This window comes from Ottowia cancrivicina (assembly GCF_029813755.1).
Lineage (GTDB): Bacteria > Pseudomonadota > Gammaproteobacteria > Burkholderiales > Burkholderiaceae_C > Ottowia > Ottowia massiliensis.
Genome location: NZ_JARVII010000010.1, coordinates 70,713 through 95,355 on the forward strand (window position 1 = coordinate 70,713; position 24,643 = coordinate 95,355).

Below are 24,643 nucleotides of genomic sequence, written 5' to 3' on the forward strand. Positions count from 1 at the left end.
CAGGTTTCAGGCCACGGGCGCGGACAGGCGCGGATTATAGGCGCGGGGCCTGCCGCGCCGTCCGGGGCATGGCACTGCGTTTGTACAATCCGCCGCGCTTTTCAGGCGGCCCGGCCAAGGCGCAAGAAGGCGGCAAATTCAGCTCCTTGTTTCATAGCATGATGTCCCCGTGTTTCGTGCGCTGAGCGCTTTTTTGATGGCCTGGATTTGCTCCTTTTTTGAATGCAAAACCAGATAGGCCGCACGCTCATCGCTTTTGCCCGTTTTCTGCCTCCGCCTGAAAATGCCGATTCCATTCATCCGTTTTTTCACTTATTGCAGGCGCGCCCCGCGTGCATCGCGCTGTGCTTCGCGCTGATGGCCGCCGCCCCCATCCATGCCAGCTTCCATGCCTGCCCGCGCGCCCCTGGCGCTGGCCTGCGCCAGCCAGGCCAGCACCTTGTCCGTGGACACCGAAAGCGCCGGCCAGCGGCTGGACAACTTTCTCATGCGGCATCTCAAGGGCGTGCCCAAAACACATGTCTACCGCATCATCCGCAGCGGCGAAGTGCGCGTGAACAAGGCGCGCGCCAGCGCCGACACGCGCCTGCAAGCGGGCGACGCCGTGCGCGTGCCGCCCATCCGCATTGCCGCCAAGCCCCAACCGGCGGCTCCCGCGCGCGAATTTGCCGTGCTGATGGAAGACGAGCACCTCATCGCCATTGACAAACCCGCTGGCGTGGCCGTGCATGGCGGCTCTGGCGTGAGCTTTGGCGTCATCGAGCAGCTGCGCCGCGCCCGTCCGCAAGCCCGCTATCTGGAGCTGGTGCACCGGCTGGACCGCGAAACCAGCGGCATCCTGCTCATCGCCAAAAAACGCAGCGCCCTCAAGCAGTTGCAAGACCAGTTCCGCGACCGCGCCACCGGCAAAACCTATCTCGCGCTGGCGCTGGGCGCATGGCCTGCCGGGCGCAAAGTGATTGACGCGCCGCTGCGCAAGCTCCTCGTGCCCGCTGGCGCGGCTGGCGAAGGCGAGCGCCGCGTGCAAATTGCCAGCCGTGACGACCCCCAGGGCCTGCGCGCCATCACCCTCGTACGCGTGCAGCAGCGCCTGCCCGCCTTCGCGCCCGGCCTGCCCGAGGGCAGCCTGCTGGAAGTCACCATCAAAACCGGCCGCACCCACCAAATCCGCGTGCACCTGGCCAGCAGCGGCCACCCCATTGCGGGTGACGACAAATACGGCGACTTCGCCCTGAACCGCGCCCTGCAAAAACACGGCCTCAAACGCATGTTCCTGCACGCCTGGCGCCTGCGCTTTGCGCACCCGGCCACCGGCCAGGCCATTGAGCTGCAAGCCGCGCTGCCGCCGGATCTGGCGTCATTCATCCGCCAGCCTTAGGCGCTTCTAAAAACATAGCATGAGGTCCTAGTGGAACGGGCGCGAAGCGGTATTCCGACCCCCCTGAATCTGCTCCTGTTTTTGGCTTCCTAAAGCGTATGGAGCAACTGATGAGTGCCCGCGTCCGCAGAGCGCACGCCTTCAAATCCGCTTGCAAGCCAGCCGCTGAAGGCTGCATCGGCGCCCGCTTGCCGCCCGCCCTTTCTGGTCTTGGCCGCCCTGGCCGCCAGCGGACCAATGCGCTCATTCGCATACATTTCAAAAATGCCTGCACTTTCAACGCCAGGAAGGCCATTGATTCATGAAAGATATTGAACAGCTTTACGCCCTGTGGGATGAATTTTTGAAGGAATGGCCCGCCCAGCGCCTGCGTACGATGACGCTGGATGAATACACCCAGGCCGGCTCAAAAGATACTTTTACCTACTGGCTTGAATGGCGGCTTCGCGATCTGGGCAGCATCCGGGGCATATGGGCCTCGAAATTTGGCATTTTTTCGCGCGCAAACGATGAGCCAAAAGAAAGTCATGGCAGGTTGCGCTATTGCGATTCGCATGCCTGGTATTCGGCTCTGGGCGCAACGGCTGAAGAAGCTTTTGAAAAGGTGCGCGATTACGTGATTCAGATTGCGGAACTGGCCTCGCAAGGAGATGTGGACGGCATTGGGGCGCTCGGTTTCAAAGACAGCGAAGGGCGCAGCCTGCGAATCAAAGAAGCCGAAGGCGAAGCATTCAGATGGAAAGTCGCCTTTCATTATCAAAACCGGCAAAACCCGGTGATCGTGGACGTTTTCAAGCCCGCGCTTTTGGCCGCATACACGGGCCGCGACGCCAGCGAAGGCATGGCCGCCTTGCAGAAAGCCGCCATTGCAAAACGCCCGGCGGGCATGGGTATTCTGGAATATGGGCGGCAGATAGGGATGACGCATCAGCAAAAAAATGGCGGCGCTGCGCCGCCGCCCGCGCCTTGCACCAATCTCATTTATTACGGCCCGCCTGGCACGGGAAAGACCCATAAGCTAAACGAAATTCTTGAACATGAATATGCTCAAACGAATGTTTCTCCGGAAGAATGGCGTAATCGATTCATCGCCGAAAAAATCACAACCTTGAAATGGTGGGAAAGCGCGGTCGCCGTGTTGTATGACTTGGGCGGAGAAGCCGATGTCACGCAAATGACCCGCCATCCATTTATCCAGGCCATTGCAAAGACCAAAAGCAGCCGAAATATGCGGACCACCTTGTGGGGCGCTTTGCAGCACCACGCAATCAAAGGTTCCATTGTGGCAACACGAAACCGTGCGGCCCCTGCCGTGTTCGACAAAAACGCCAGTTCGGTATGGAAGTTGGCGGAGGACTGGGAAGATGCCTGCGCTGATTTGATTGCGCTTGTTGATGAGTTCAAGCGTGGGCCGCAAGAAGCCAGCGTCATTCAGCGCTATCGCTTTGTCACCTTCCATCAGTCCTATGGCTATGAGGAATTTGTCGAGGGATTGCGCCCTGTATTGAATGATGAAACGGCCCAGGGGGAAGTGGCCTATGAAATTCGCCCGGGCGTATTCAAGCAACTGTGCGATGAGGCAAGGCAGTCGCCCGGCCAGCGGTTTGCGATGGTGATTGACGAAATCAACCGGGGCAATATCAGCAAGATTTTTGGCGAGCTGATCACGCTGATTGAAGCGGACAAGCGCGATCCGCTGAATGGAGAAAAACCGCCCATCGAAGTGGTTCTGCCTTATTCCGGCGAAAAATTCTCCGTGCCGGCCAATGTGGATATCTATGGCACGATGAACACGGCCGACCGCTCGCTGGCCTTGCTGGATATGGCCTTGCGCCGCCGGTTTGAGTTCAGGCCCTTGCTGCCGGATGGCGCGCTGCTGGGGAAGGTGGTTTTTGAAAACAAGGAAATCAACCTGTGCCAAATGCTGGAAAAAATGAACGCGCGCATTGAGGCGCTGTATGACCGCGACCACTGCATCGGCCATGCCTATCTGATGGGCATAAAACATTTTGACGATTTGAAAAATGTTTTCCGCCATCGCATCATTGCGCTGCTGGAAGAGTATTTTTTCGATGACTGGCAAAAGATTCGCCTGGTGCTGGGCGATAACCAGAAAGAGAAGGCGCATCAGTTCATGACTGAAAGTGAAACGAACCTGAATGCCTTGTTTGGTGAAAACCACGAGCTTGAAAATGATGCCCACAAGCGCCATTACGTATTGCAGGAAAAGGCGTTTTCCGAACCTGACGCTTATATCGGTATTTATCAGTCTTTCTCTTCCAACTGACAGGCGGCAGGCGCGCGGATGGCTGGCATCACGATTTACGAATTCGACGCGCTGACGGCATGCCCGCCGTCCGCACCCAACGCCAGCGGGCTGCGCGCAGTGCCGAAGCCGGTTTTCGATTGGCTGGAGGCCCAGGCGCTGGCGGGCGGCACGGCCTGGCTGCGCCTGATGCAAAAAGGCGGCCGCCGCGCCGTGCAAGCGCTGGGCGGATACGCCGGGGTGATTCGCGCGCCGGACGGCTACCAGATTGAAGTGCTGCCGAAGATTGGCCGGGCCACAAGCGGCGACCAGGCTGATGCCCGGGCGCGGCAGCTTTTCATCAGGATGCTGTGCTGCCTGGCGCGGTTTCGCCACATTCAAACCGAAAGCGCTTGCCTGAAGGCCGCGCGCATGCCCCTGCTGGAGGTGTTCATCGGCGAATTCCTGCGCGCCGCAGAGCGCGTTGTCAAACGCGGCCTGCGTGGCGACTACGTTGCTCGGCGCGGCAATGTGTTCGCGCTGCGCGGCAAGCTGCAAATGGCCGCGCATCTGCGGCGGAACCTGTGCCAGCGCGACCGCTTTTTTTGCGAGTTCGACGAGTTTTCAAGCGATCGCCCCGAAAACCGCCTGCTGCACTCTGCCCTGCGGCGGACTCTTTCGTGGACAGCCTGGCCCGCTCATCAGCAACTGGCGCGCGAACTGTGCTTCGTGTTCGCTCAAATTCCGCAGTCAGCGCAACCCGCGCAGGATTTCCGGCGGACGCGGCTGAACCGCAGCATGGCGCATTACACCAGCGCGCTGGCGTGGGCGCGTCTGATCTTGCAAAACGAATCGCCCCTTATCGGCGCGGGCGGACATGACGCGCCCTCGCTGCTGTTTCCGATGGCGGAAATATTTGAAGCCTGCGTGGCCAGGCATCTGAAGCGGCAGCTCGCGCCGCCTTTCACCCTGCGCGTGCAAGCTGGCAGTCATTCGCTGGTCAGGCACAGGGAGCAAGGCTGGTTTCGCCTGAAGCCTGATTTGCTGATTCAGCAATCAGGAGAAAACCGTCTGGTGCTGGACACAAAATGGAAGCTGCTTGACAACGCACGCGGCAACAGCGAAGACAAGTACGGACTGAGCCAGGCAGACTTCTATCAGCTGCACGCCTACGGCCAGACTTATCTCAAAGGGCAAGGCGACATGGCGCTGATTTACCCAAAAACGGATGCCTTCAGGCAGGCGCTGCCTGTTTTCGAGTTTCAGCCGCCTGGCTTGCGCCTGTGGGTTCTGCCGTTCTGCCTGGAGCATCAACAGCTCATCCTTCCGGATTGCGGCAGCCTTGATTGCTTCTGGAGCCGCAGCGCGCCATTTCAATTCAGCTCAAAACCAGCACCAGCCCTCTGAATACGGGCGCGGGCAGCTATCAAGGCAATAGCAGCGCGCCGTTGCCCACGCCAGCGCGCCGCGCGGGCAGCCCGGGCGCTATACGATGCCCGGTTTTGCCCGCCTTGCCGCCTGCCATGCCGCCCGCCACGCCAGACTCCACGCCTGTTTCCGCATCAACCGCCGCCCCGGAAGGCCGCTTCGTCACCTTCCCTGATTCGCCCTTTCAGCTTTGGCAGCCCTACCCGCCAGCGGGCGACCAGCCCACGGCCATTGCGCAGCTGGTGGAAGGCGTGCGCGATGGCGAGGTGTTTCAGACCCTGCTGGGCGTGACCGGCTCGGGCAAAACCTTCACCATGGCCAATGTGATTGCGCGGCTGGGGCGGCCGGCCATTGTGTTTGCGCCCAACAAAACGCTGGCGGCGCAGCTCTACAGTGAATTCCGCGAGTTTTTCCCGAAAAACGCGGTGGAATATTTCGTGAGTTATTACGATTACTACCAGCCGGAAGCTTATGTGCCGCAGCGCGATTTGTTCATTGAAAAAGACAGTGCCATTAATGACCATATCGAGCAAATGCGCCTTTCGGCCACCAAAAGCGTGCTGGAGCGGCGTGATGTAGTGATTGTGGCCACGGTTTCGGCCATTTACGGCATTGGCGCGCCCGATGATTATTTGCAAATGCGCATGATTTTGAAGGTGGGCGGCAAGCAGGGCCAGCGCGAGGCCATTGCGCAGCTGGTGCGCATGCAATACCAGCGCAGTGAAATGGATTTTTCGCGCGGCACCTTCCGCGTGCGCGGCGACACGATAGACGTGTTTCCCTCCGAGCATTCGGAACTGGCAGTGCGCTTTGAGCTGTTTGACGACGAAATTGAAAGCATCGCCCTGTTTGACCCGCTCACGGGCCGCATTCAGCAAAACGTGCCGCGTTTCGTGATCTACCCCTCCAGCCATTACGTCACCCCGCGCGAAAAAACGCTGGCGGCGGTAGAAACCATCAAGCAGGAACTCAATGAACGCCTGCAATTTTTCACCGCCGAAGGCAAGCTGGTGGAAGCGCAGCGGCTGGAGCAGCGCACCCGCTTTGACCTGGAAATGCTCACCGAGCTGGGCCACTGCAAAGGCATTGAAAACTACACGCGGCACCTGTCGGGCGCGCGGCCGGGCGATCCGCCCCCCACGCTCACCGACTACCTGCCGCGCGACGCCATCATGTTTCTGGACGAAAGCCACCAGATGATCGGCCAGCTCAACGCCATGTACAACGGCGACCGCGCCCGCAAAACCACGCTGGTGGAATACGGCTTTCGCCTGCCCAGCGCACTGGACAACCGGCCCCTGAAATTCGCCGAATTCGAGCAGCGCATGCGCCAGGTCATCTTCGTGAGCGCCACCCCGGCTGATTACGAAAAAGAGCACGCCGGACAAGTGGTGGAACAAGTGGTGCGCCCCACGGGGCTGCTCGACCCCGAAGTGCAAGTGCGCCCCGCCACGCACCAGGTGGACGATGTGCTGCAGGAAATCCGCCAGCGCGTGCAGCAAGGCGAGCGCGTGCTGATTACCACGCTCACCAAACGCATGGCCGAGCAGCTCACCGAATACCTGAATGAAAACGGCGTGAAAGTGCGCTATCTGCACAGCGACGTGGACACCGTCGAGCGCGTGGAAATCATTCGCGATTTGCGCCTGGGCGCGTTTGACGTGCTGGTGGGCATCAACCTGCTGCGCGAAGGGCTGGACATACCGGAAGTCTCGCTCGTGGCCATTCTGGACGCCGACAAGGAAGGCTTTCTGCGCGCCGAACGCAGCCTCATCCAGACCATCGGGCGCGCCGCGCGCAACGCGCACGGCACGGCCATTTTGTATGCCGACCACGTCACCGAATCCATGAAAAAGGCGATTGGCGAAACCCGCCGCCGCCGCGACAAGCAAATGGCCTACAACCAGGCGCACGGCATCACCCCGCGCGGCATCGTCAAAAAAGTGCGCGACCTCATCGACGGCGTGTATTCCGAAAAATCAGACCGCCAGGCCCAGCAGGCCCGCGAGCGCGCCGCCGCCCGCCGCGAGGTCGAGGAAATGAGCGAAAAAGACCTGGCCCGCGAAATCAAGCGCCTGGAAAAACAAATGCTGGAACACGCCCGCAACCTGGAATTCGAGCAGGCCGCCCAGGCGCGCGACCAGCTCGCCCTGCTCAAAACCCGCGTGCTGGGCGCAGCGGGGTAAGGCGCGGCCTCTCCCGCTCTCGGCCCGCCGCCACGCTTCAACCCCCCTCGCTTGCGCAAGCATCAGCGCAAGCCTGGCCCGCTTCATCCAATCAACAAGCGTGCCTGCCTGCACAGCGCCGCCAGCGCGCGCCCATACACCCTAGAGCGTGTTATGAACTTCCCGCTACAGCCAGCAACGATGCGGCCTGTTGCAGCATGAGCATGGCAAAGACCAAAAATGCAGCCCTGCAGGCACATGCGGCAGGCGCTCGTAGTTTCGCGACAGACGCCGAAAACGCGCCAGCCAGGCAAAGCTGCGTTCCACCACCCGGCGCCTGGGCAGCAGCACAAAGCCTTTCTTGGCTTGGGCAAGTTTGACCGCTGCTAACTCAATGCCTTGGCTTGCAGCATCGGCATGGCTTGACTCACCCGTGTGGCCCTGATCGGCCCAAGCCAGCTTGACCGTCTGGTCCGTAGCCTGTTGCTGCGCCTCGCACAGCATTTGCACCTAAGCGCGCTCTTGCTCGTTGGCGGGCGTTACATGCACCGCCAGCAACAGCCCCAACACATTGCAGTGTGCGCCCATCGGGCACGACCGCACCGGGCTGGTCCTGACGGCCTAGAGCGACCCGAATGATTGAGTGCAAGTCGCTGACCATGGCCTCAAAGCATCCGGCCTGTAGCCAGCGTCGGTTTTACTGATAGACCGCTTGCTATGGGGGAAGTCTCCGGGCAACATGCGCCAAGGTGCGCCTGCGCGGACAGCGCAGGGCATTGAACACTTCGCGCAACACGTGCTGGCGCCGTGGTGCGTGCTCGTCAATCAAGGCCAGATACGGCGCTGCAAACTCCCACTCTTGATCGCTGACATCGCTAGGAGAGTGCTTCTTTCTTGACTTCCTCAAACTCTATAGACCGCACTATAAAGTTCATAACACGCTCTAAAAGGCAATCAAAATGAGATACTCCTATCTAATTTACAACCCAATAATAATTCTATCTCTTCTTTTGAGTCATAAATACCGCAACAAATTTGCTCAGAATTCTTATTAGATTTTGAATAAAATTTTTCAGCATATTTTAGCAGATACGGAAACGCATCTTTTACTTCTTCATTAAGTTGCTCCACTTGTATCCCAATAATCTTACAAAAATATTCTTTCAGTTCTTTAAGACTTAAAAAGTCATCTTGACGATTTCTGTCAGAATGATGTGCAACATATTTGTTGCGATAATATCTTAATTCCAAAGTATTAAATTCTTTTCTGAACTTATTGGCCCTATCTCTAAAATTGGGGATTAAATTTAAAAGTTTTTGCTTTTTTTCAAAAATCTCTATCAACTTAAATATATTAATAATTATATTATGAAAGGCAACCCGAGATATCGCCATGTAAGCGTTAACGGAACCTTCAGAAGGAAAAATAATTAAGCATTTATCGCCTATTAAATCTTTATATTCTTCTCCTTTGATAAAATTTTCGGCCATATAAAGAAGCGATACACAAGATTCAATTTCAATGGCTGCATCTTGCATATAAAAATACAACTTAACTAAAGATTCTTTTTGTTTTGGTTCAATTTTATTTTTCATGATTTTATCTCCTGAAATTCTCATTCAACTAATTTCTTTGTTTCTTCCACAACTCAACTAGCCGCAGGTACGCCCTACGGCGCACAGCTTACAGACAGATTTAAAAGTTACCCAGAAATCTTGCATCCCCAGAAATCCTGCATCATTTATCCTTTTTACAAATATTCTACAATGTAGGTTAGAGCGTATTATAAACCTCCCGCTACAGCCAGCAACGATGCGGCCTGCGGCAGCATGAGCACGGCAAAGACCAGAAATGCAGCCCTGCAAGCACATGCTTCGTAAAGCCGTCTCTGTCTAAAAAATGCCCGCCTTTTTGTACCTCGTAAAATCTAGCGTCAATCTGCTCCGCCAGCTCGCGGCTGAAGCTAAACGGCACGATATAATCGTCCTTCGCAGCAATCACCGCGCGCTATTTTGCGACGCATTTTATGCGCTCAAAATCAAAGCCGCCGTCCATAAACTCATCTAAAATTTTAAATTGCGGATCGCTAAGCGGCTTTGCGAGCCCCGAAACTAGCACGACGCCCTCTACAGCACCGATTGCGGCACTGCTCTGCAAAAAATTTAAGATCGTAGGGCAGCCGAGGCTGTGTCCGATCAGATAAACTTCACCTTCGAATTTCACGCCCTCTCGCAGAATTTTCAGCCATTCATCAAGCCTTGGGTGCGCAGGCGTAGGCATCGCTAAAATTCCCGCCCTTGCGCCCGATTTTTCGATCTCGCCTTTAAGTCAGAAAAACCAATGCTTCTTAGGCGAAGCATCGAAGCCGTGCACGATATAGACGTATTTTTGCATATTTTTCTCCTTTGAATTTAAGTTCGCCCCAAACGAGGCGGTATCGACGCAAAGTAGCGAAGCGACGCACGCTAGGCTAAATTTCATCATATTTCGTCTTTTGCTATTCATGTCTGGTTCCTTTCATTTCTAAAGCGGATATTTTAGTCAAGCGCGCGATGGCAGCGCGCGAAACAGCCGAGGTGCTGAAAACCGTGCTGGTGCGCCTTTACACCTTGCGCAACCAGCTCATGCACGGCGGCGCGACCTGGGGCAGCTCCATCAACCGGGCGCAGGTGCGCGACGGGCGGGCCATTCTGGGCAGCGTGCTGCCGGTGATGCTGGCGCTGATGATGCGGCAGCCGCAGAGTTTTCAGGCTGCGCCGTTTTATCCGGTGGTCAAGTAGGCAGGCGCTGCAAAGGTCAAGGCGGCGCGGGCAGGCGAGGCCGTCCGTTCGTGGTATCCGTGTTTGCTATCAGCCACCAGGAACCAGCTACCAGATCAATAGCATGAGGTCCTGGTGAAACGGGCGCAAGGGGCCTTTTTGGCCCCCTGAAATTTGCTCTCTTTTCAGGATCAAATCAGGCTGTGGCCCGCGCCTGCTGCCATCCTGGCGGGCTGCCGGGCGGCGCATGGGGCGGGCCGCCCGGCATGGGGTGCGGCTGTCAGGCGCTGAATTCGAAGACGCCGGGGTTTTGCACCGGGTCCACTTTGACGTGGATGGTGGATTTGGGCGGGAATTTGCCTTCCAGCAGCAGCTTGGACAGCGGGTTTTCAATGCGCTGCTGAATGGCGCGCTTGAGCGGGCGCGCGCCAAAGACGGGGTCGAACCCGACTTTGGCCAATTCCTCCAAGGCCTGTTCGCTCACGTCGAGCGTGAGGTCCATTTTTTCCAGCCGCGCCTTGAGCACTTGCAGCTGGATGCGGGCGATTTCGCCAATGTGTTTGGCGTCCAGCCCGTGAAAGACCACGGTTTCGTCGATGCGGTTGAGAAATTCCGGGCGGAAGTGGTTTTTCAGCTCGGCCCACACGACTTCCTTGATGTCTTCATACGGCTGGCCGGCCAGGCTTTGAATCTGGGCGCTGCCGATGTTGCTGGTCATCACGATGACGGTGTTTTTGAAGTCCACGGTGCGGCCCTGGCCGTCGGTGAGGCGCCCGTCGTCAAGCACTTGCAGCAGCACGTTGAAGACGTCGGGGTGGGCTTTTTCCACTTCGTCGAGCAGCACCACGCTGTAGGGCTTGCGGCGCACGGCTTCGGTGAGGTAGCCGCCTTCGTCGTAGCCCACGTAGCCGGGGGGCGCGCCAATGAGCCGGGCCACGGAGTGTTTTTCCATGAACTCGCTCATGTCGATGCGGATGAGGTGCTCTTCGCTGTCGAACAAGAAGCCCGCCAACGCCTTGCACAGTTCGGTTTTGCCCACGCCGGTGGGGCCGAGGAACAAGAAGCTGCCCAGGGGCCGGTTCGGGTCTGACAGGCCTGAGCGCGAGCGGCGGATGGCGTCGGCCACGGCGTTCACGGCTTCGTTTTGGCCGACCACGCGGCGGTGCAGGGCCTCTTCCATGTGCAGCAGCTTTTCGCGCTCGCCCTGCATCATTTTGCTGACCGGGATGCCGGTGGCGCGGCTGACGACTTCAGCGATTTCTTCCGCGCCCACTTGCGTGCGCAGCAGCTTGGGCGCGGCGCGCTCGCCGGCCACTTCGGTGGCCTGCGCTTCCTTGAGCTGTTTTTCCAGCGCGGGCAGCTGGCCGTATTGCAGCTCGGCCACTTTGTTGAAGTCGCCCTTGCGGGTGAATTCGTCAATCTGGAAGCGAATCTGGTCAATCTGCTTGCGGATTTGCTCGCTGCCCTGGGCGCTGGCTTTTTCGGCCTTCCAGATTTCGTCCAGATCGGCGTATTCCTTTTCCAGCTTGGCCAGGTCGTCTTCAATGAGCGCCAGGCGCTTGCGGGAAGCCTCGTCGGTTTCCTTCTTCATGGCTTCGCGCTCGATCTTGAGCTGGATCATGCGGCGCTCCAGCTTGTCCATTTCTTCGGGCTTGGAGTCGATTTCGATCTTGATCTTGGCCGCCGCTTCGTCAATGAGGTCAATAGCCTTGTCGGGCAGGAAGCGGTCGGTGATGTAGCGCTGGCTCAGCTCGGCGGCGGCGACGATGGCCGGGTCGGTGATGTCCACGCCGTGGTGCACTTCGTACTTTTCTTGCAGGCCGCGCAAGATGGCGATGGTGTCTTCCACGCTGGGTTCATCGACCAGCACTTTCTGGAAGCGCCGCTCCAGCGCGGCGTCTTTTTCGATGTATTTGCGGTATTCGTCCAGCGTTGTGGCGCCAATGCAGTGCAGCTCGCCGCGCGACAAGGCGGGCTTGAGCATGTTGCCCGCGTCCATCGCGCCTTCGGCCTTGCCCGCGCCCACCATCGTGTGGATTTCGTCGATGAACAAGATGATGCGGCCTTCGTCCTGCGCCACTTCCTTGAGCACGGATTTGAGGCGCTCCTCGAACTCGCCCCGGTACTTGGCCCCGGCCAGCAGGCCCGCCATGTCCAGCGCCAGCACGCGCTTGTCGCGCAGGGTGTCGGGCACTTCGCCGGCCACGATGCGCTGGGCCAGCCCTTCCACGATGGCCGTTTTGCCCACGCCCGGCTCGCCAATGAGCACGGGGTTGTTCTTGCTGCGGCGTTGCAGCACCTGAATGGCGCGGCGGATTTCGTCGTCGCGGCCAATCACCGGGTCCAGCTTGCCCTGGCGTGCGCGCTCGGTCAGATCGAGCGTGTATTTCTTCAGCGCCTCGCGCTGGCTTTCGCCGTCGGCGCTGTCCATCGTCTGGCCGCCGCGCACGGCGTCAATGGCCGCTTCCAGCGCCTTGCGCGTCAGCCCCGCTTCCTTGGCGATGCGGGCGGCTTCGCCTTTGGCTTCGGTGAGCGCCAGCAAAAACATTTCGCTGGGGATGAACTGGTCGCCGCGCTTGATGGATTCTTTTTCGGTGGCTTGCAGCAGCTTCATCAGATCAGGGCTGGGCTGCACCTGCTCCTGGCCCTGCACTTGCGGCAGGCGCTGCACGGCAGCATCCAGCGCCTGCGCCAGCTGCTGCGTGTTCACGCCCGCGCGCTGCAAAAGCGACTTGGGGCCGCCTTCTTGCCGCAGCATGGCGGCCAGCAAGTGCTCGGGCTGGATGTAGGCGTGGTCTTTGCCCAGCGCCAGCGACTGGGCGTCGCCCAGCGCGTCTTGAAATTTGGTGGTGAATTTGTCGGCTCGCATCAGTGTTTTCTCCTTTCGTGAGCGTGCAGCGCGCACGCTCCCAATGACACAGGGCAGTTGCGGCTGCCCCGTTTTTTTTCAAGTCGGGCAGCCGCCTGGCGGGGCTGGATGAAGGGTCTTTTTTTGCTCCTTTTTGAATAGCGTGATGTCCTAGTGGAAACTGCGCCAGAGCCGTTTTCATGGGTCTTGAATTTGCTCCTGTTTTCAATGCGATTCGGCCTTGACGGGCCAGGCCAGGCCGCAGTCGGTGAGGATGGCGTCCAGCGGCGCGTCGTGCGGCTCGGGCGGCAAGTCGGCCACGAAGGCGCAGGCGAAGGCCAGGCCCACGGCATAGGGGCGCGGGCGCAGCGCGGCCAGGGTGCGGTCATAAAAGCCGCCGCCGTAGCCCAGGCGCACGCCGCCGGGCGCATAGCCCACGCAAGGCACCAGCAGCAGATCGGGCGCAATGGCTGGCGTGCCCTTGGGCTGGGGTATGCCCCAGGCGTCCATCTCCATCGGGCAGCCGGGGCGCCAGTCGTGAAAGGCCAGGGTTTTACTGGCCTTGTCCATCACGGGCAGGCCGATGCGGCGGCGCTGGTTCGCCTGCTGGCCTTCCTGCTGCTGGCCTTCTTGTTGCCAATGGCACAGGGCAGGCAGGGGGTCGAACTCGCCCTTGATGGGCCAGTAAGCGCCTATGCAGGTTTCGGGCCGCTTTGCCAGCCAGGCCCGCAGCGCTGCGTGCAGGGCGGCCGAGCGCGCCGCGCGGCCGGGCAGGCTCTGGCGCTGGGCCATCAGGCGCTGGCGCAGGGCTTTTTTGTCAGGGCGGGTGCTCATAATTCAATCAATATGCGAAAGATTCTGACATTGCTGCTGGCGCTGGCCGCTCCCCTGGCCGGGGCGCAAACCGGCTTGAACCCTGATGCGCCCGACGCGCCCGGCGCGCAGGCCCTTGGCGCCGCCGACGCCGTCATCGTGCAAATGCGCGCCGCCTTCCGCAAGAGTGACCGGGCGCAGCTTGCGGCCCTGCTGCCGCTGGCGGCGGGCCATGCGCTGGAGCCGTGGGCCGATTACTGGGAGCTGAAAGCGCGCCTGCCGCTGGCGCAGCCCGCCGAGGTGGACGCCTTCTTGCAGCGCCACGCGGGCACGTATCAGGAAGACCGCCTGCGCAACGACTGGCTGCTGCTGCTGGGCCAGCGGCGCGACTGGGGGCGCTTTCTGGCCTACGAGCCGCCCTACCGCATGCGAGATGACGCGCAAGTGCGCTGCTACGCGCTGGGCCTGGCGCATCTGACGCATCCGGAAACGGCGGCAGGCGCGGGCGAAGAAGCCGCCCGCCTGTGGCTGGCGCAAAAAGACGCTGATGACGGGTGCCTCTGGGCCGTCTCGCGCCTGCTGGACGATGGGCAAGTGCCGCCGTCTGCCGTCTGGCGCAAGGCGCGCGCTGCCTTGCTGGCGGGCAAAACCCCGCTGGCGCGCGCCGCAGTCGCCCTGCTGCACCCTGAAGCGCTGCCGCACATTGAAGCCATTGCCGCCAGCCCCGCCCGCTGGCTGGCCGCGCAGCCCGCCGCCGTGGCCGATGCCGCCTTGCGCCGCGAACTCACCACCCTGGCGCTGGCCCGGCTTGCCAGCGCCGACCCCGCGCAAGCCAGCGCCTGGATGCCCCAGTGGGCCGGGCAAATGAGCGAAGAAGGCCGCGACTGGGTCTGGGCCGCCGCCGGCCACAAAGCCGCGCTGCGCCTTTCCGCCGACGCGCCCGCCTACTTCAGCCGCGTGCGCCAGCCCGCCTGGCTGCTGCCCGAAGCACGCGAATGGATGGCCCGCGCCGCCTTGCGCGCCGGGCAGTGGCCTGAAGTGCTGCGCGCCATCAGCGCCATGCCCGCCGCCCAGGCCAGCCAGCCCGTATGGGTGTACTGGAAGGCGCGCGCACTGGCCGCCACGGGGCAGGCCGCGCAGGCGCAGCCGCTTTACCAATCCATCGCCCGCGCCAGCGGCGGCGGCTTTTACGAAAAGCTCGCCGCCGAGCGCCTGGGCCAGCGCCTGCAACGCGCCCCCGCCGCCCCGCCCGTGCCTGCCGCCATGCAGCAGGCCGTGCGGCACAACGCGGGCCTGAACCGCGCGCTGCTGGCCATCTTGCTGGGCCTGCGCAGCGAAGGCGTGCGCGAGTGGAACTACACCGTCAATCTGCACACGCCCGGCGGCATGAGCGACGAACAGCGCCACGCCGCTGCCGCCTACGCCTGCCAGCACGAAGTGTGGGACCGCTGCATCAGCGCCAGCGAACGCCTGCCCTTCAGCGACGAAGCCCTGCGCTTTCCCACCCCGCACCGCGCCGAAGTGCTCAGCCACGCCAGCGCCAGCGGGCTGGAAGCGGCCTACGTCTATGGCCTCATCCGGCAGGAAAGCCGCTTTGTCACCGCCGCCCGCTCGCGCGCGGGCGCATCGGGCCTGATGCAAATCATGCCCGCCACGGCCCGCTGGACGGCGCGCCAGCTCGGCCTCAAGGGCTTCAAGCCTGCGCAAATCAACGAGCTGGACACCAACTTGCAAATCGGCTCCCACTACCTGAAGCTGGCGCTGGAGCGCTTTGACGGGGCCCTGCCCCTGGCCGCCGCCGCCTACAACGCCGGCCCCAACCGCGCCCGCCAGTGGCGCGCCCCCGATGACGGCGCAGGCCCCGAGCTGGAAGGCGCGGCCTGGGTGGAAAACATTCCCTTCGACGAAACCCGCGCCTACGTCAAAAACGTGCTCTCCAACACCGTCGATTACGCCGCCTTGCTCACCGGCCAGCCCCAGTCCCTGGCCCAGCGCCTGGGGCGCATTGCGCCGCCCGCGCCGCAGGAAGAAACCGGGGCGGAACTGCCTTGAAGCGCCGCCGCGCTTTTCTTTCAATCAGCGCCCAATCAGCATCAAACGGCCCCAAGCCCCCGTGGAATCAGCGCGGGCCGCTCACTTTTTTGCAGCAACCCGAACCTGCCGCCATGCCCGGCCCCGCCCCCCTTCACGGCGGCCCTGATGCCCAGGGCGCGCCCGAGCACGATCTTTCAACCAACGCCAACGCCTGCGGCCCCTGCCCGCTGGCCGTGCGGGCGCTGGAGCGGGCCGACGCGCGCCGCTACCCCGACCCCGCCTACACCCGCCTGCGCGCGCTGCTGGGCCAGTGGCACGGCGTGGCGGCCAGCCGCATCTTCGTGGCCGCCAGCGGCAGCGAATTCATCCAGCGCCTGACCGCCGCTGTAGCTTTGCAAGGCACCGCCGCGCGCGATGGCGGCGCGCCGCCCGCCGTCTGGCTGCCCCGCCACGCCTACGGCGACTACGCCCGCGCCGCCCAGGCCCACGGCCTGCCGCTGGCTGCCGCGCCCACGCAAGCCGCGCTGCTATGGGCCTGCGAGCCATCCAGCCCGCTGGGCCAGCCGCAAACTGACCTGCCCGCACTGGCCGCCGCCCTCGCGCCGCAGCAAACGCTGGCGCTGGACGAGGCCTACGCCCCCTTGCGCCTGCAAGGCGCGCCCAGCCTGGACGAAGCCGCCTTGCAACGCGCCTGGCGCCTCATCACCCCCAACAAGGCGCTGGGCCTGACCGGCGTGCGCGCCGCCTACGCCATCGCCCCCTTGCATGCGGATGCCGCCTTGCTTGCGCGCGTGCAGGCGCTGGCCCCTTCCTGGCCGCTGGGCGCGCACGGGCAAGCCCTGCTGCAAGCCTGGGCCAGCCCCGCCGCCGCCGCCTGGCTGCATGCGTGCCGCGCCACCTTGCGCCAGTGGCGCGCGCGGCAGCTTGACGGGCTGGCGCAAGCGGGCTGGCAAGCGCTGCCCAGCCAAACCAGCTTTTTCACCGCCCGCCCGCCGCTGGCGGCGCACGAGATGCCCGCGCTGCTGGCCGCCCTGCGCGCCCAAGGCTTCAAGCTGCGCGACTGCGCCAGCTTCGGCCTGCCCGGCCACGTGCGCATGGCCGTCGCGCCCCCGCCGGTGCAAGAGGCCCTGCTGCGCACGCTGGCGAAGCTCTGAGAACCTGTTCGCAATCTGTCCGCACAGGGCCACGGGCAGACGGTTATTTTCACTATATTATTCGTAGCATGAGGTCCTAGTGTAATCTGCGCAGAACGGCATTTTGACCCCCTTGAATTCGCTCCTGTTTTTGATGTAGTCTGGCGGACGGGAAGCAAACCGCCAAATGCCGCCGCGCCGCCGCCAGCCGCGCAAAGGCGGCAAAGCCCGCCACAGGCAGGCTCCCGAGAGACCCGCATGCGAGAATCGCCCGCTTTTTTCTCAAGAAACACCCGGAAAACATCATGGACGCAGAACGCATCAACCAGATTGGCAGCCAGATCGCAGACCTCACCGCCCGCACCGCCGAGCTACGGGGGTATCTTTGACTACCCTGCCAAGGCCGACCGCCTGCGCACCGTGAACGCCGCGCTGGAAGACCCCGCCGTCTGGAACGACCCCCAAAAAGCCCAGGAGCTGGGCAAGGAAAAAAAGCGCCTCGACGACGTGGTGCTCGTGCTCGACGACCTGGCGCGCAACCTGGCCGACAACGCCGAGCTGTATGAAATGAGCCGCGAAGAAGGCGACGAAGCCGCCTTGCAGGCCATTGCCGACGACGTGCAGCGCCTGCAAGGCACGGTCGAACAGCTGGAATTTCGCCGCATGTTCAACCAGCCGGCCGACCCCAGCAATTGCTTCATCGACATTCAGGCCGGCGCGGGCGGCACCGAAGCGCAAGACTGGGCCAGCATGCTGCTGCGCCAGTACCTGAAATACGCCGAGCGCAAAGGCTTCAAAACCGATCTGGAAGACGAAACGCCGGGCGAAACCGCCGGCATCAAAAGCGCCACCATCAAAGTGGAAGGCGAATACGCCTTCGGCCTGCTGCGCACCGAAACGGGCGTGCACCGGCTGGTACGCAAATCGCCCTTTGACTCGGCCGGCGGGCGGCACACCTCGTTTGCGTCCATCTTCGTCTACCCGGAAATTGACGATTCCATCGAAATCAACATCAACCCCGCCGACGTGCGCGTGGACACCTACCGCGCCAGCGGCGCGGGCGGCCAGCACATCAACAAAACCGACTCGGCCGTGCGCCTGACGCACCTGCCCACCGGCATCGTCGTGCAGTGCCAGGACAGCCGCAGCCAGCACTCCAACCGCGACGTGGCCTGGCGCCGCCTGCGCAGCCGCCTCTACGACCATGAAATGCGCAAGCGCATGGAAGAGCAGCAAAAGCTCGAAGACAGCAAAACCGACGTGGGCTGGGGCCACCAGATCCGCAGCTACGTGCTCGACCAAAGCCGCATCAAAGACCTGCGCACGGGCGTTGAAATCAGCAACACGCAAAAAGTGCTGGACGGCGATCTGGATGCGTTCATCGAGGCCAGCCTGAAGCAGGGCGTGTGAGGCCAAGCCAGCCCGGCCGCCCCGCCCCGCGCCGGGGGCCTCTGGCGGCAGGCGGCGGCATTTTCATCGTCTGCATTCCCCGCGTTCGCCTTTTTCAACCTTCGCTCTGCATATGAAAAACACGCTTCACGCCACTTTGGTTCCGGCCTTGCTCACTGCCCGCTCGGGCAAGCCGGATGAAGCGCTCGCGTCGGCAGATGACCCGTCCGCCAAAGTCTCCGCCTATATCGGCTGCTGCAACAGCGTGGACGGCCGCGCCATGCGAAGCATGGAGCGTTACGCCAGCCGGGTGGCAAACATGAAGACAGGCCCTGCGGGCAGGGAGCGCATGGTTGATGGCCTCTGTGCCCTCGGCGATAACGCAGTGAGCGACTGCCTGAAAGATGTAGGCGCCCTGACACCGGCGATGGAAAACTTCTATGCCGCCGGGCTGACCCGTGTGGAAAAGGCCGCCGCCCCGATGGTCAGCTTTGAAAAGGCTGCCGACGCAACCCTGGCCTACGCCAAGGCGCATGAAGGCGGGCAGCCCATGTGGAGCGCGTTTGAAAGCAGCATTGAGCCATTTCTCGTGGCCGCCAAGAAGCGTGTGCGCCGCGTGCGCGGCAAAAAGCTCTACAACCAAGGCGAGCGCATGATGCTTGAAGGCAGCGGCGGCTGGATGGTGGACGGCTCGCCCGGCAAGGTGGCGCGCAAGTGCAACCAGCTGGTCAGCAGCAGCAACCGCCTCTCGCGCTGAAGCCGCATGGGCGTGGCGCCGTTGCCTTTTTTACGCCATTCGTCACCTGGAAAGAAAGACTGATTTTGCTCTTATAACCATAGCGTGATGTCCTAGTGGAGACTGCGCGAAAGCCGTTTTTGACCCATCCGGATCTGCTTCTCTTTTTGAACTCTTTTTCACGCGCCGCAGGGCGGAACACCGCCCTGCCCTGCCCGCATTCCTTTCCCTGCACCACACCGTCATGAACCATCCGCAAGCCGCCACCATCCGCCGCGCCGACTACGCCCCGCCCGCGTTCTGGATCGACAGCGTGAACCTCACTTTTGACCTGGACCCGGCCAAGACCCGCGTGCTCAACCGCATGACGCTGCGCCGCAATATGGCCGTGCCCGCGCAGCCGCTGCGGCTGGATGGCGATGAACTCAGCCTCTCGCGCGTGCTGCTGGGCGGGCAGGGCTGCTCTTTTCGCATGGACGGCCAGACGCTGGTGCTGGAAAACCTGCCCGAAGGGCCGGAGCCGTTCGAGCTGGAAATCTTCACCACCTGCTGCCCCGAAAAAAACACGCAACTCATGGGCCTGTTCATGAGCGGAGGCGACTTTTTCACGCAGTGCGAGGCCGAGGGCTTTCGCCGCATCACCTACTTTCTGGACCGGCCCGACGTGATGGCCACCTACACCGTCACCTTGCGCGCCGACAAGGCGCGCTGGCCGGTGCTGCTGTCCAACGGCAATCTGATCGAAAGCGGCGATCTGGACGATGGCCGCCATTTCGCCATCTGGCACGACCCGCACAAAAAGCCCAGCTACCTGTTCGCCGTGGTGGCTGGCCGCCTGGTGGCGCGCGAGCAGCGCATCACCACCCGCGCGGGCAAGGAGCACTTGCTGCAAGTCTTTGTGCGCCCGGGCGATCTGGACCAGACCGGCCACGCCATGCGCTCGCTCATGGCCGCCGTGGCCTGGGACGAAGCGCGCTTTGGCCTGCCGCTGGATCTGGAGCGCTTCATGGTGGTGGCCACCAGCGACTTCAACATGGGCGCCATGGAAAACAAGGGCCTGAACATCTTCAACACCCGGTTCGTGCTCGCCAAGCCCGCCACCGCCACCGATGCCGACTTTGCAGGCGTGGAAAGCGTGATCGGCCACGAATACTTTCATAACTGGACGGGCAACCGCGTGACCTGCCGCGACTGGTTCCAGCTCTCGCTCAAAGAGGGCCTTACCGTTTTTCGCGATCAGGAATTCAGCCAGGACATGGCCGGCAGCGAATCGGCCCGCGCCGTCAAGCGCATTGAAGACGTCATCGTCCTTCGCGCCCACCAGTTCCCTGAAGACGCCGGCCCCCTGGCCCACCCCGTGCGGCCCGACGAATACCAGGAAATCAACAACTTCTACACCACCACCATCTACGAAAAAGGCGCCGAAGTGGTGCGCATGTACCAAACCCTGCTGGGCCGCGAAGGCTTCAGGCGCGGCATGGACCTGTACTTTGAGCGCCACGACGGCCAGGCCGTCACCTGCGACGACTTCGCCCAGGCCATGAGCGACGCCAACCCGCAAAGCCCCCTGCCCGCCCTGCTGCCGCAGTTCAAGCGCTGGTACAGCCAGGCCGGCACGCCCGTGGTGACAGCCGAAAGCCGCTACGACGAAGCCGCGCAGACCTGGACGCTCACCCTCGCCCAGCACACCCCGCCCACCCCCGGCCAGGCCGTCAAAGAGCCGCTCGTCATTCCCGTGCGCATTGGCCTTGTCGGCCCGGACGGGCAAGACGTGCCCCTGCAAACGCAAGAAGGCCAGCAAGGCGAAAGCGCCCCCGCTGCCGCCCCCGCCGCCACCTTTACCGCCCTGCTCACCGAAGAAAAAGCCAGCTTCACCTTCATCAACGTGCCTGCGGGCTGCGCCCCCTCGCTCCTGCGCGGCTTCTCAGCCCCCGTGCGGCTGCAATACGCCGAAACCCCCGCGCAACTGCTGCACCGCCTGGCCCACGACAGCGACCCCTTCAACCGCTGGGAAGCCGGCCAAACCCTGCTGCTGCAAGCCGCCACCCGCCACGCCAGCGCATCCGCGAACCCCGGCGAACCCGCGCTGAACGGCGCCCAGATGGAAGCTTTGCGCGCCGTGCTCCGCCACCCGCAGCTGGACGCCGCCTTCAAGGCCCTGGCCCTCACCCTGCCCGCCGAAAGCGACATTGCCGAACACATGGCCAGCCAGGGCCTGCCTGTTGATCCGCAACGCATCCACGCCACGCGCCAGGCCATGCTCGCCCAAATCGCCAGCGCCCTGCAAGCCGACTGGCAATGGGCCTGGCAAGCGCACCAGGGCAGCGGCGCTTACCAGCCCGACGCCGCCAGCAGCGGCCGCCGCGCCCTCGCCGGCCTGGCCCTGCTCATGCTCTGCCTGAACGCCCAGGCCACCGGCGACGCCGTCTGGCCCGGCAAGGCCTACCAGCGCGCCAAAGACGCCGGGAACATGACCGAACGCCTGGCCGCCCTCACCGCCCTCATCCACACCCATCACCCGCTGGCCGGAAAAGCCCTGGCCCGCTACCACGCCCTCTTTGCCGAAGACGCCCTGGCCCTTGACAAATGGTTCGCCCTGCAAGCGCGCACGCCCGACGCAGACGGCCACGTGCTGCCGCTCGTGCGCCAGCTCATGCAGCGCCCCGACTTCACGCTCAAAAACCCCAACCGCGCCCGCGCCCTCATCTTCACCTACTGCCTGAACAACCCCGCCGCCTTTCACCGCGCCGACGGCGCAGGCCACGCCTTCTGGGCCGAGCAAGTGCTGGCGCTCGACGCCCTCAACCCGCAAGTGGCCGCCCGCCTGGCCCGCGCCCTCGACCGCTGGGCCACCCTGGCCGAGCCCTACCGCAGCAGCGCCCGCGCCGCCTTGCAAACCGTCGCCGCCCGCGACACCCTCAGCCGCGACGTGCGCGAAGTCGTCACCCGCGCCCTGGGCAGCCAGGGCGAATAACCCAGCGCACGCCGCATGCCAACAAGAAGAAGCGGGGCTTGCAGGCCCCGCTTCTTCTTTGAACAGCTTCTCAGGCTACGCGCGCTACGCAGCGCCCGACATGCCGGATTGCATTCAAAAGAGGAGCAAATTCAGCCAAGGCTTAAAGGCATCTGCCGCTTCAGCAGCGCGGACAGCGCGCTATGAACAAAGGAGCGGAAAACGGCGTTTTTCACCCCCCTTTTCTCCCTTTCATCGGCGTGCTTTGCGACCCGCTCCACCCTTCTACCCCTCACGGCCTGAGCGATCCATTTGTTCAAGTTGGTTGATTTTGGGTCAATAAAGACGCATAAAAACAAATAAATGCAAGCACTACAAATATCAATGAGAAACGGTCCAGGATCATTATTTTTCTCGCCACCCCGGAAAATTCTTCATCCAGATCGCCATTACTTATGCTTTTCAAGACCTTTTTAAGACCTTTTTAAGATGATATCCATCTGCTTGAGAGTTTTCTTAATATAAAGACGACTTCCTCCAACGTGTCCCACTCTTTTTTGAATCCGGCTTCCAAATGCCCGTTATAGCTCCAGCACCTTTTGAATCTGCCGCTTTCTTTTTTTTCTTGTCATTGAAGGAGTGAGATCCAGAAAAGAAGTCAGAAAATCCACATCAAGATTGGCGCCTTGAAATCCAATCTCCGCTGTATATTCATGAGCCATAAAATCAATGGCGTGGCGCTTCAGAGTCAAGACCGTACGCCATAAGATCCCAAAAGTTCAATGATTTCACGAGACATCATTCTTTTGGCCACCTGCATCAAGGTCTCGGGCGGAGAGTCCGGCGTTTTTGCTTTCATACCGGCGCCCAGCTCAATAAGAACCTTCAAGTGGCCAATCTGATTCATGACAACCGCCCAATATTTAAAAGCAAAAATTTCATATATTTCATGTTTTCTTGAACATCGTCAGACGCCAAATTACAAATACGATCAGGCATGTCCAGATCAGACTGTTGAGCATGATCAATACAATTACATTGTCAATGAATAGATATCCATCGATATAGCCAATTGGAATAGACAAATATTCAAGAACACTTCTCCATAAGATCGTTTTTTCATCCGCATATATCGCAGATGATTTCATGAATGCGACAATAGTCAAATTAAAATGCAGCATGAATGAAATCAGCCCTATTGCCGCAAGACAGATGTTTTTCATTTTGAGTTTCCTTTTGGTAAAGGGGATAGGCCGACTAAAAACCTGATGTTCAAGGTTTTCAATCGGCTCTTGTTTAAGAGCCATTATATGGCAGCCATGGTAAAGCATTCAGACAAATTTTCTTTGTTTCAGCAACGTCGGCACGGTGGCCGCCAAATTTGGCACGCTAATTCCTGCCGAAATATTTTCTATCAGCAAATCGTCTTTGTCCAATCTGTATTTGCCGGTTTTGTCTTCGATGAAACTGCCGTTCGCATCCAGCCATACCGGTGAAAATAAAAAAGACCAATTCATGCCGCAGCACGCCAGGAGATAGAAGTGTCTTTGTCAATGTCGTACGGGTTGCTTCCGTCATGAAAGCCGCCTTCCGCCCTGGTTGCGCCTTGCAGGTGAGCCACGGCATGGCCGTATTCGTGCGCCATCACGTCCCAGTCAGAAGACTTGAGAGAACCCAGGTGCATTTCAGACACCTTTTTTCCTCCATCGCTGCCCGCCCTGTAAAAAGCCTCTCTTGGCGTGGGGCGGTTGGTGACGACTTTCTTGAAAACGGGCGCTTCGGAAATGCCTGCAATGGGCTTGACATGCTCCGTCAGTTCATACAGGGCCTGGAAAACGGACCAGGAGTTGGCTTCGGCTTTGCTGATGTGGAATTTTGCATCGTCATGCGTCTTGTCGGGTCTGATATTTATTTCTTCTTTTTGATCAAACAGCGACGCTAAGGGAATGGAATTATTAATATCCTTAAAAATGCCAATATTAAATCTATCGTGCTTGCCAAGAAGCTGTACCTGGTATTTCAGGTCATCAACGGGAGATATGAATTTAAGCTCCCCATTTTCATCCAACCGGCCATAAGCAATCAGCTCAGCCAGTCCTGGAGGCACCTTTCCAGTGTGTGTAACGCGAATCACGGCGCCATGCAATGGCAAAAATTTGGAGAACCCATGATCTATGGCAAACTTAACCCTGATTGTTACAGTATCCTCTTTGGATATTTTCTTGCCAGAATCTTCTGACTTTTCTGGGTGTGAATTGGACTCCTGCTGGATGGATCTATAGATACGACCTTCTTCCTCCAGAACGATCTCCGTAGCCCGCTTCGATTCTTCCTTGCTCAGCCACCTTTCAGAAAAAAGCAGTTCTTCTTCCCCTGGATGGCTTTTTTTCCATTGATCGCGCTTTTTATTGAATTTAGAGACCAATGACTGGTATTCATCGTGGTTCCTGAGACTGAATCTGGCCATTGAATGCAGCAGGTCTGTCCCAATCCAGTCGTAATAAACCTTTCCGTTATATAGCAAGATGCTGAATTGTATTCCGCCATTGAATTCATTGGATTCAAAATCAGCTAAAATGTCGTACCAGCCAGCTTTCAAAAATTTTGGCCTGAATTTAGCCTCTGCCGTCGGCCCCGGGCTATCCAGCGGCAACTCCGATGGCACCTCAATGCCCGTCAAATCCCGGTGATTGGCTCCAACCACCTTGAATTTGATCTTGCCATGCAGGCCCTTTTCCAATCGGATGAATGAAAACTTCAT

The 24,643-nt window shown here is 60.6% G+C and carries 17 protein-coding genes and 2 pseudogenes; 10 read left to right on the forward strand and 9 right to left on the reverse strand.

All coding sequences use genetic code 11. The features are described 5' to 3' along the window. Nucleotides 1–376: 376 nt before the first annotated feature. The 4 genes from QB898_RS06480 to uvrB all read left to right on the forward strand — a co-directional run bounded on the left by QB898_RS06480 (nucleotide 377) and on the right by uvrB (nucleotide 7,237). Nucleotides 377–1,378, forward strand: a complete 1,002-nt coding sequence (locus QB898_RS06480) for an RluA family pseudouridine synthase (protein ID WP_428982754.1) — start codon at nucleotides 377–379, stop codon at nucleotides 1,376–1,378. A gap of 301 nt (nucleotides 1,379–1,679) precedes the next feature. Continuing rightward, entirely contained in the window at nucleotides 1,680–3,665 is a 1,986-nt protein-coding gene (locus tag QB898_RS06485; protein ID WP_279524281.1) for an McrB family protein, read from the forward strand. Nucleotides 3,666–3,683: 18 nt separating this feature from the next. Continuing rightward, nucleotides 3,684–5,030 carry an McrC family protein gene (locus QB898_RS06490; RefSeq protein WP_279524282.1) on the forward strand — a complete coding sequence of 449 codons (1,347 nt, stop codon included), beginning with the start codon at nucleotides 3,684–3,686 and terminating at the stop codon, nucleotides 5,028–5,030. Nucleotides 5,031–5,146: 116 nt separating this feature from the next. Next, nucleotides 5,147–7,237, forward strand: a complete 2,091-nt coding sequence (gene uvrB / locus QB898_RS06495; protein ID WP_279524299.1) for an excinuclease ABC subunit UvrB — start codon at nucleotides 5,147–5,149, stop codon at nucleotides 7,235–7,237. A gap of 151 nt (nucleotides 7,238–7,388) precedes the next feature. On the opposite strand, the pseudogene QB898_RS06500 reads toward uvrB, so the two are convergent. From QB898_RS06500 to QB898_RS06510, 3 genes and pseudogenes are all read right to left on the reverse strand, one after another. Then, a pseudogene (locus QB898_RS06500) lies at nucleotides 7,389–8,123 on the reverse strand (transposase). A gap of 47 nt (nucleotides 8,124–8,170) precedes the next feature. Then, on the reverse strand, nucleotides 8,171–8,812 hold the full coding sequence (locus QB898_RS06505) for an integron-associated HEPN domain-containing protein (protein WP_279524283.1): 642 nt from the start codon (nucleotides 8,810–8,812) through the stop codon (nucleotides 8,171–8,173). A gap of 202 nt (nucleotides 8,813–9,014) precedes the next feature. After that, nucleotides 9,015–9,497: pseudogene (locus tag QB898_RS06510) on the reverse strand (RBBP9/YdeN family alpha/beta hydrolase). 272 nt (nucleotides 9,498–9,769) lie between these two features. On the opposite strand from QB898_RS06510, the gene QB898_RS06515 reads away from it, so the two are divergent. Beyond that, nucleotides 9,770–9,997, forward strand: coding sequence for a hypothetical protein (locus QB898_RS06515; RefSeq protein ID WP_279524284.1), 228 nt, complete (start codon nucleotides 9,770–9,772; stop codon nucleotides 9,995–9,997). Nucleotides 9,998–10,256: 259 nt separating this feature from the next. On the opposite strand, the gene clpB is transcribed toward QB898_RS06515, so the two are convergent. After that, complete coding sequence (gene clpB / locus QB898_RS06520) at nucleotides 10,257–12,845, reverse strand: ATP-dependent chaperone ClpB (RefSeq protein ID WP_279524285.1); 2,589 nt, start codon at nucleotides 12,843–12,845, stop codon at nucleotides 10,257–10,259. Nucleotides 12,846–13,049: 204 nt separating this feature from the next. Beyond that, nucleotides 13,050–13,658 carry a 5-formyltetrahydrofolate cyclo-ligase gene (locus QB898_RS06525; RefSeq protein WP_279524286.1) on the reverse strand — a complete coding sequence of 203 codons (609 nt, stop codon included), beginning with the start codon at nucleotides 13,656–13,658 and terminating at the stop codon, nucleotides 13,050–13,052. Nucleotides 13,659–13,670: 12 nt separating this feature from the next. Here QB898_RS06525 and QB898_RS06530 point away from each other — a divergent pair, with 12 nt between their 5' ends. The 5 genes from QB898_RS06530 (at nucleotide 13,671) to pepN (ending at nucleotide 21,903) form a co-directional block, all read left to right on the forward strand. After that, nucleotides 13,671–15,689 (forward strand): lytic transglycosylase domain-containing protein, encoded by a 2,019-nt coding sequence (locus QB898_RS06530; RefSeq protein WP_279524287.1) that lies wholly within the window; start codon nucleotides 13,671–13,673, stop codon nucleotides 15,687–15,689. Nucleotides 15,690–15,802: 113 nt separating this feature from the next. After that, on the forward strand, nucleotides 15,803–16,825 hold the full coding sequence (locus QB898_RS06535) for an aminotransferase class I/II-fold pyridoxal phosphate-dependent enzyme (RefSeq protein ID WP_279524288.1): 1,023 nt from the start codon (nucleotides 15,803–15,805) through the stop codon (nucleotides 16,823–16,825). 284 nt (nucleotides 16,826–17,109) lie between these two features. Next, nucleotides 17,110–18,214, forward strand: a protein-coding gene (gene prfB, locus QB898_RS06540; protein ID WP_102284208.1) for a peptide chain release factor 2 whose coding sequence is annotated in 2 segments (ribosomal slippage) — nucleotides 17,110–17,190 and nucleotides 17,192–18,214 — 1,104 coding nt in all. Because the reading frame shifts where the segments join, the coding sequence is not laid out codon by codon here. Nucleotides 18,215–18,326: 112 nt separating this feature from the next. Beyond that, nucleotides 18,327–18,950 (forward strand): DUF3829 domain-containing protein, encoded by a 624-nt coding sequence (locus tag QB898_RS06545; RefSeq protein WP_279524289.1) that lies wholly within the window; start codon nucleotides 18,327–18,329, stop codon nucleotides 18,948–18,950. A gap of 223 nt (nucleotides 18,951–19,173) precedes the next feature. After that, nucleotides 19,174–21,903 carry an aminopeptidase N gene (gene pepN / locus QB898_RS06550; RefSeq protein WP_279524290.1) on the forward strand — a complete coding sequence of 910 codons (2,730 nt, stop codon included), beginning with the start codon at nucleotides 19,174–19,176 and terminating at the stop codon, nucleotides 21,901–21,903. Between the two features lie 560 nt (nucleotides 21,904–22,463). Here the strand turns inward: pepN and QB898_RS06555 are convergent. The 4 genes from QB898_RS06555 to QB898_RS06570 form a co-directional block, all read right to left on the reverse strand. Then, nucleotides 22,464–22,634 carry a hypothetical protein gene (locus QB898_RS06555; RefSeq protein WP_279524291.1) on the reverse strand — a complete coding sequence of 57 codons (171 nt, stop codon included), beginning with the start codon at nucleotides 22,632–22,634 and terminating at the stop codon, nucleotides 22,464–22,466. A gap of 195 nt (nucleotides 22,635–22,829) precedes the next feature. Continuing rightward, on the reverse strand, nucleotides 22,830–23,213 hold the full coding sequence (locus QB898_RS06560; protein ID WP_279524292.1) for a hypothetical protein: 384 nt from the start codon (nucleotides 23,211–23,213) through the stop codon (nucleotides 22,830–22,832). Next, the gene (locus tag QB898_RS06565) at nucleotides 23,214–23,399 is read right to left on the reverse strand and encodes an NAD(P)-dependent oxidoreductase (protein WP_279524293.1); all 186 of its coding nucleotides are present in this window, start codon (nucleotides 23,397–23,399) and stop codon (nucleotides 23,214–23,216) included. Further along, nucleotides 23,396–24,643 (reverse strand): hypothetical protein (locus QB898_RS06570; RefSeq protein WP_279524294.1); only part of this gene is annotated, 1,248 nt, incomplete at its 5' end. The genes QB898_RS06565 and QB898_RS06570, both read right to left, overlap by 4 nt.

Excerpts from the sequence above, each read along its gene's own strand:
- QB898_RS06560 (WP_279524292.1), bottom strand. The coding sequence starts at position 23,213 with ATGCTTTACCATGGCTGCCATATAATGGCTCTTAAACAAGAGCCGATT.
- QB898_RS06485 (WP_279524281.1), top strand. The coding sequence starts at position 1,680 with ATGAAAGATATTGAACAGCTTTACGCCCTGTGGGATGAATTTTTGAAG.
- QB898_RS06530 (WP_279524287.1), top strand. The coding sequence starts at position 13,671 with ATGCGAAAGATTCTGACATTGCTGCTGGCGCTGGCCGCTCCCCTGGCC.
- QB898_RS06525 (WP_279524286.1), bottom strand. The coding sequence starts at position 13,658 with ATGAGCACCCGCCCTGACAAAAAAGCCCTGCGCCAGCGCCTGATGGCC.
- QB898_RS06505 (WP_279524283.1), bottom strand. The coding sequence starts at position 8,812 with ATGAAAAATAAAATTGAACCAAAACAAAAAGAATCTTTAGTTAAGTTG.
- QB898_RS06515 (WP_279524284.1), top strand. The coding sequence starts at position 9,770 with ATGGCAGCGCGCGAAACAGCCGAGGTGCTGAAAACCGTGCTGGTGCGC.
- pepN (WP_279524290.1), top strand. The coding sequence starts at position 19,174 with ATGAACCATCCGCAAGCCGCCACCATCCGCCGCGCCGACTACGCCCCG.
- QB898_RS06535 (WP_279524288.1), top strand. The coding sequence starts at position 15,803 with ATGCCCGGCCCCGCCCCCCTTCACGGCGGCCCTGATGCCCAGGGCGCG.
- uvrB (WP_279524299.1), top strand. The coding sequence starts at position 5,147 with ATGCCGCCCGCCACGCCAGACTCCACGCCTGTTTCCGCATCAACCGCC.
- QB898_RS06565 (WP_279524293.1), bottom strand. The coding sequence starts at position 23,399 with ATGAATTGGTCTTTTTTATTTTCACCGGTATGGCTGGATGCGAACGGC.
- QB898_RS06545 (WP_279524289.1), top strand. The coding sequence starts at position 18,327 with ATGAAAAACACGCTTCACGCCACTTTGGTTCCGGCCTTGCTCACTGCC.
- clpB (WP_279524285.1), bottom strand. The coding sequence starts at position 12,845 with ATGCGAGCCGACAAATTCACCACCAAATTTCAAGACGCGCTGGGCGAC.
- QB898_RS06480 (WP_428982754.1), top strand. The coding sequence starts at position 377 with ATGCCAGCTTCCATGCCTGCCCGCGCGCCCCTGGCGCTGGCCTGCGCC.
- QB898_RS06490 (WP_279524282.1), top strand. The coding sequence starts at position 3,684 with ATGGCTGGCATCACGATTTACGAATTCGACGCGCTGACGGCATGCCCG.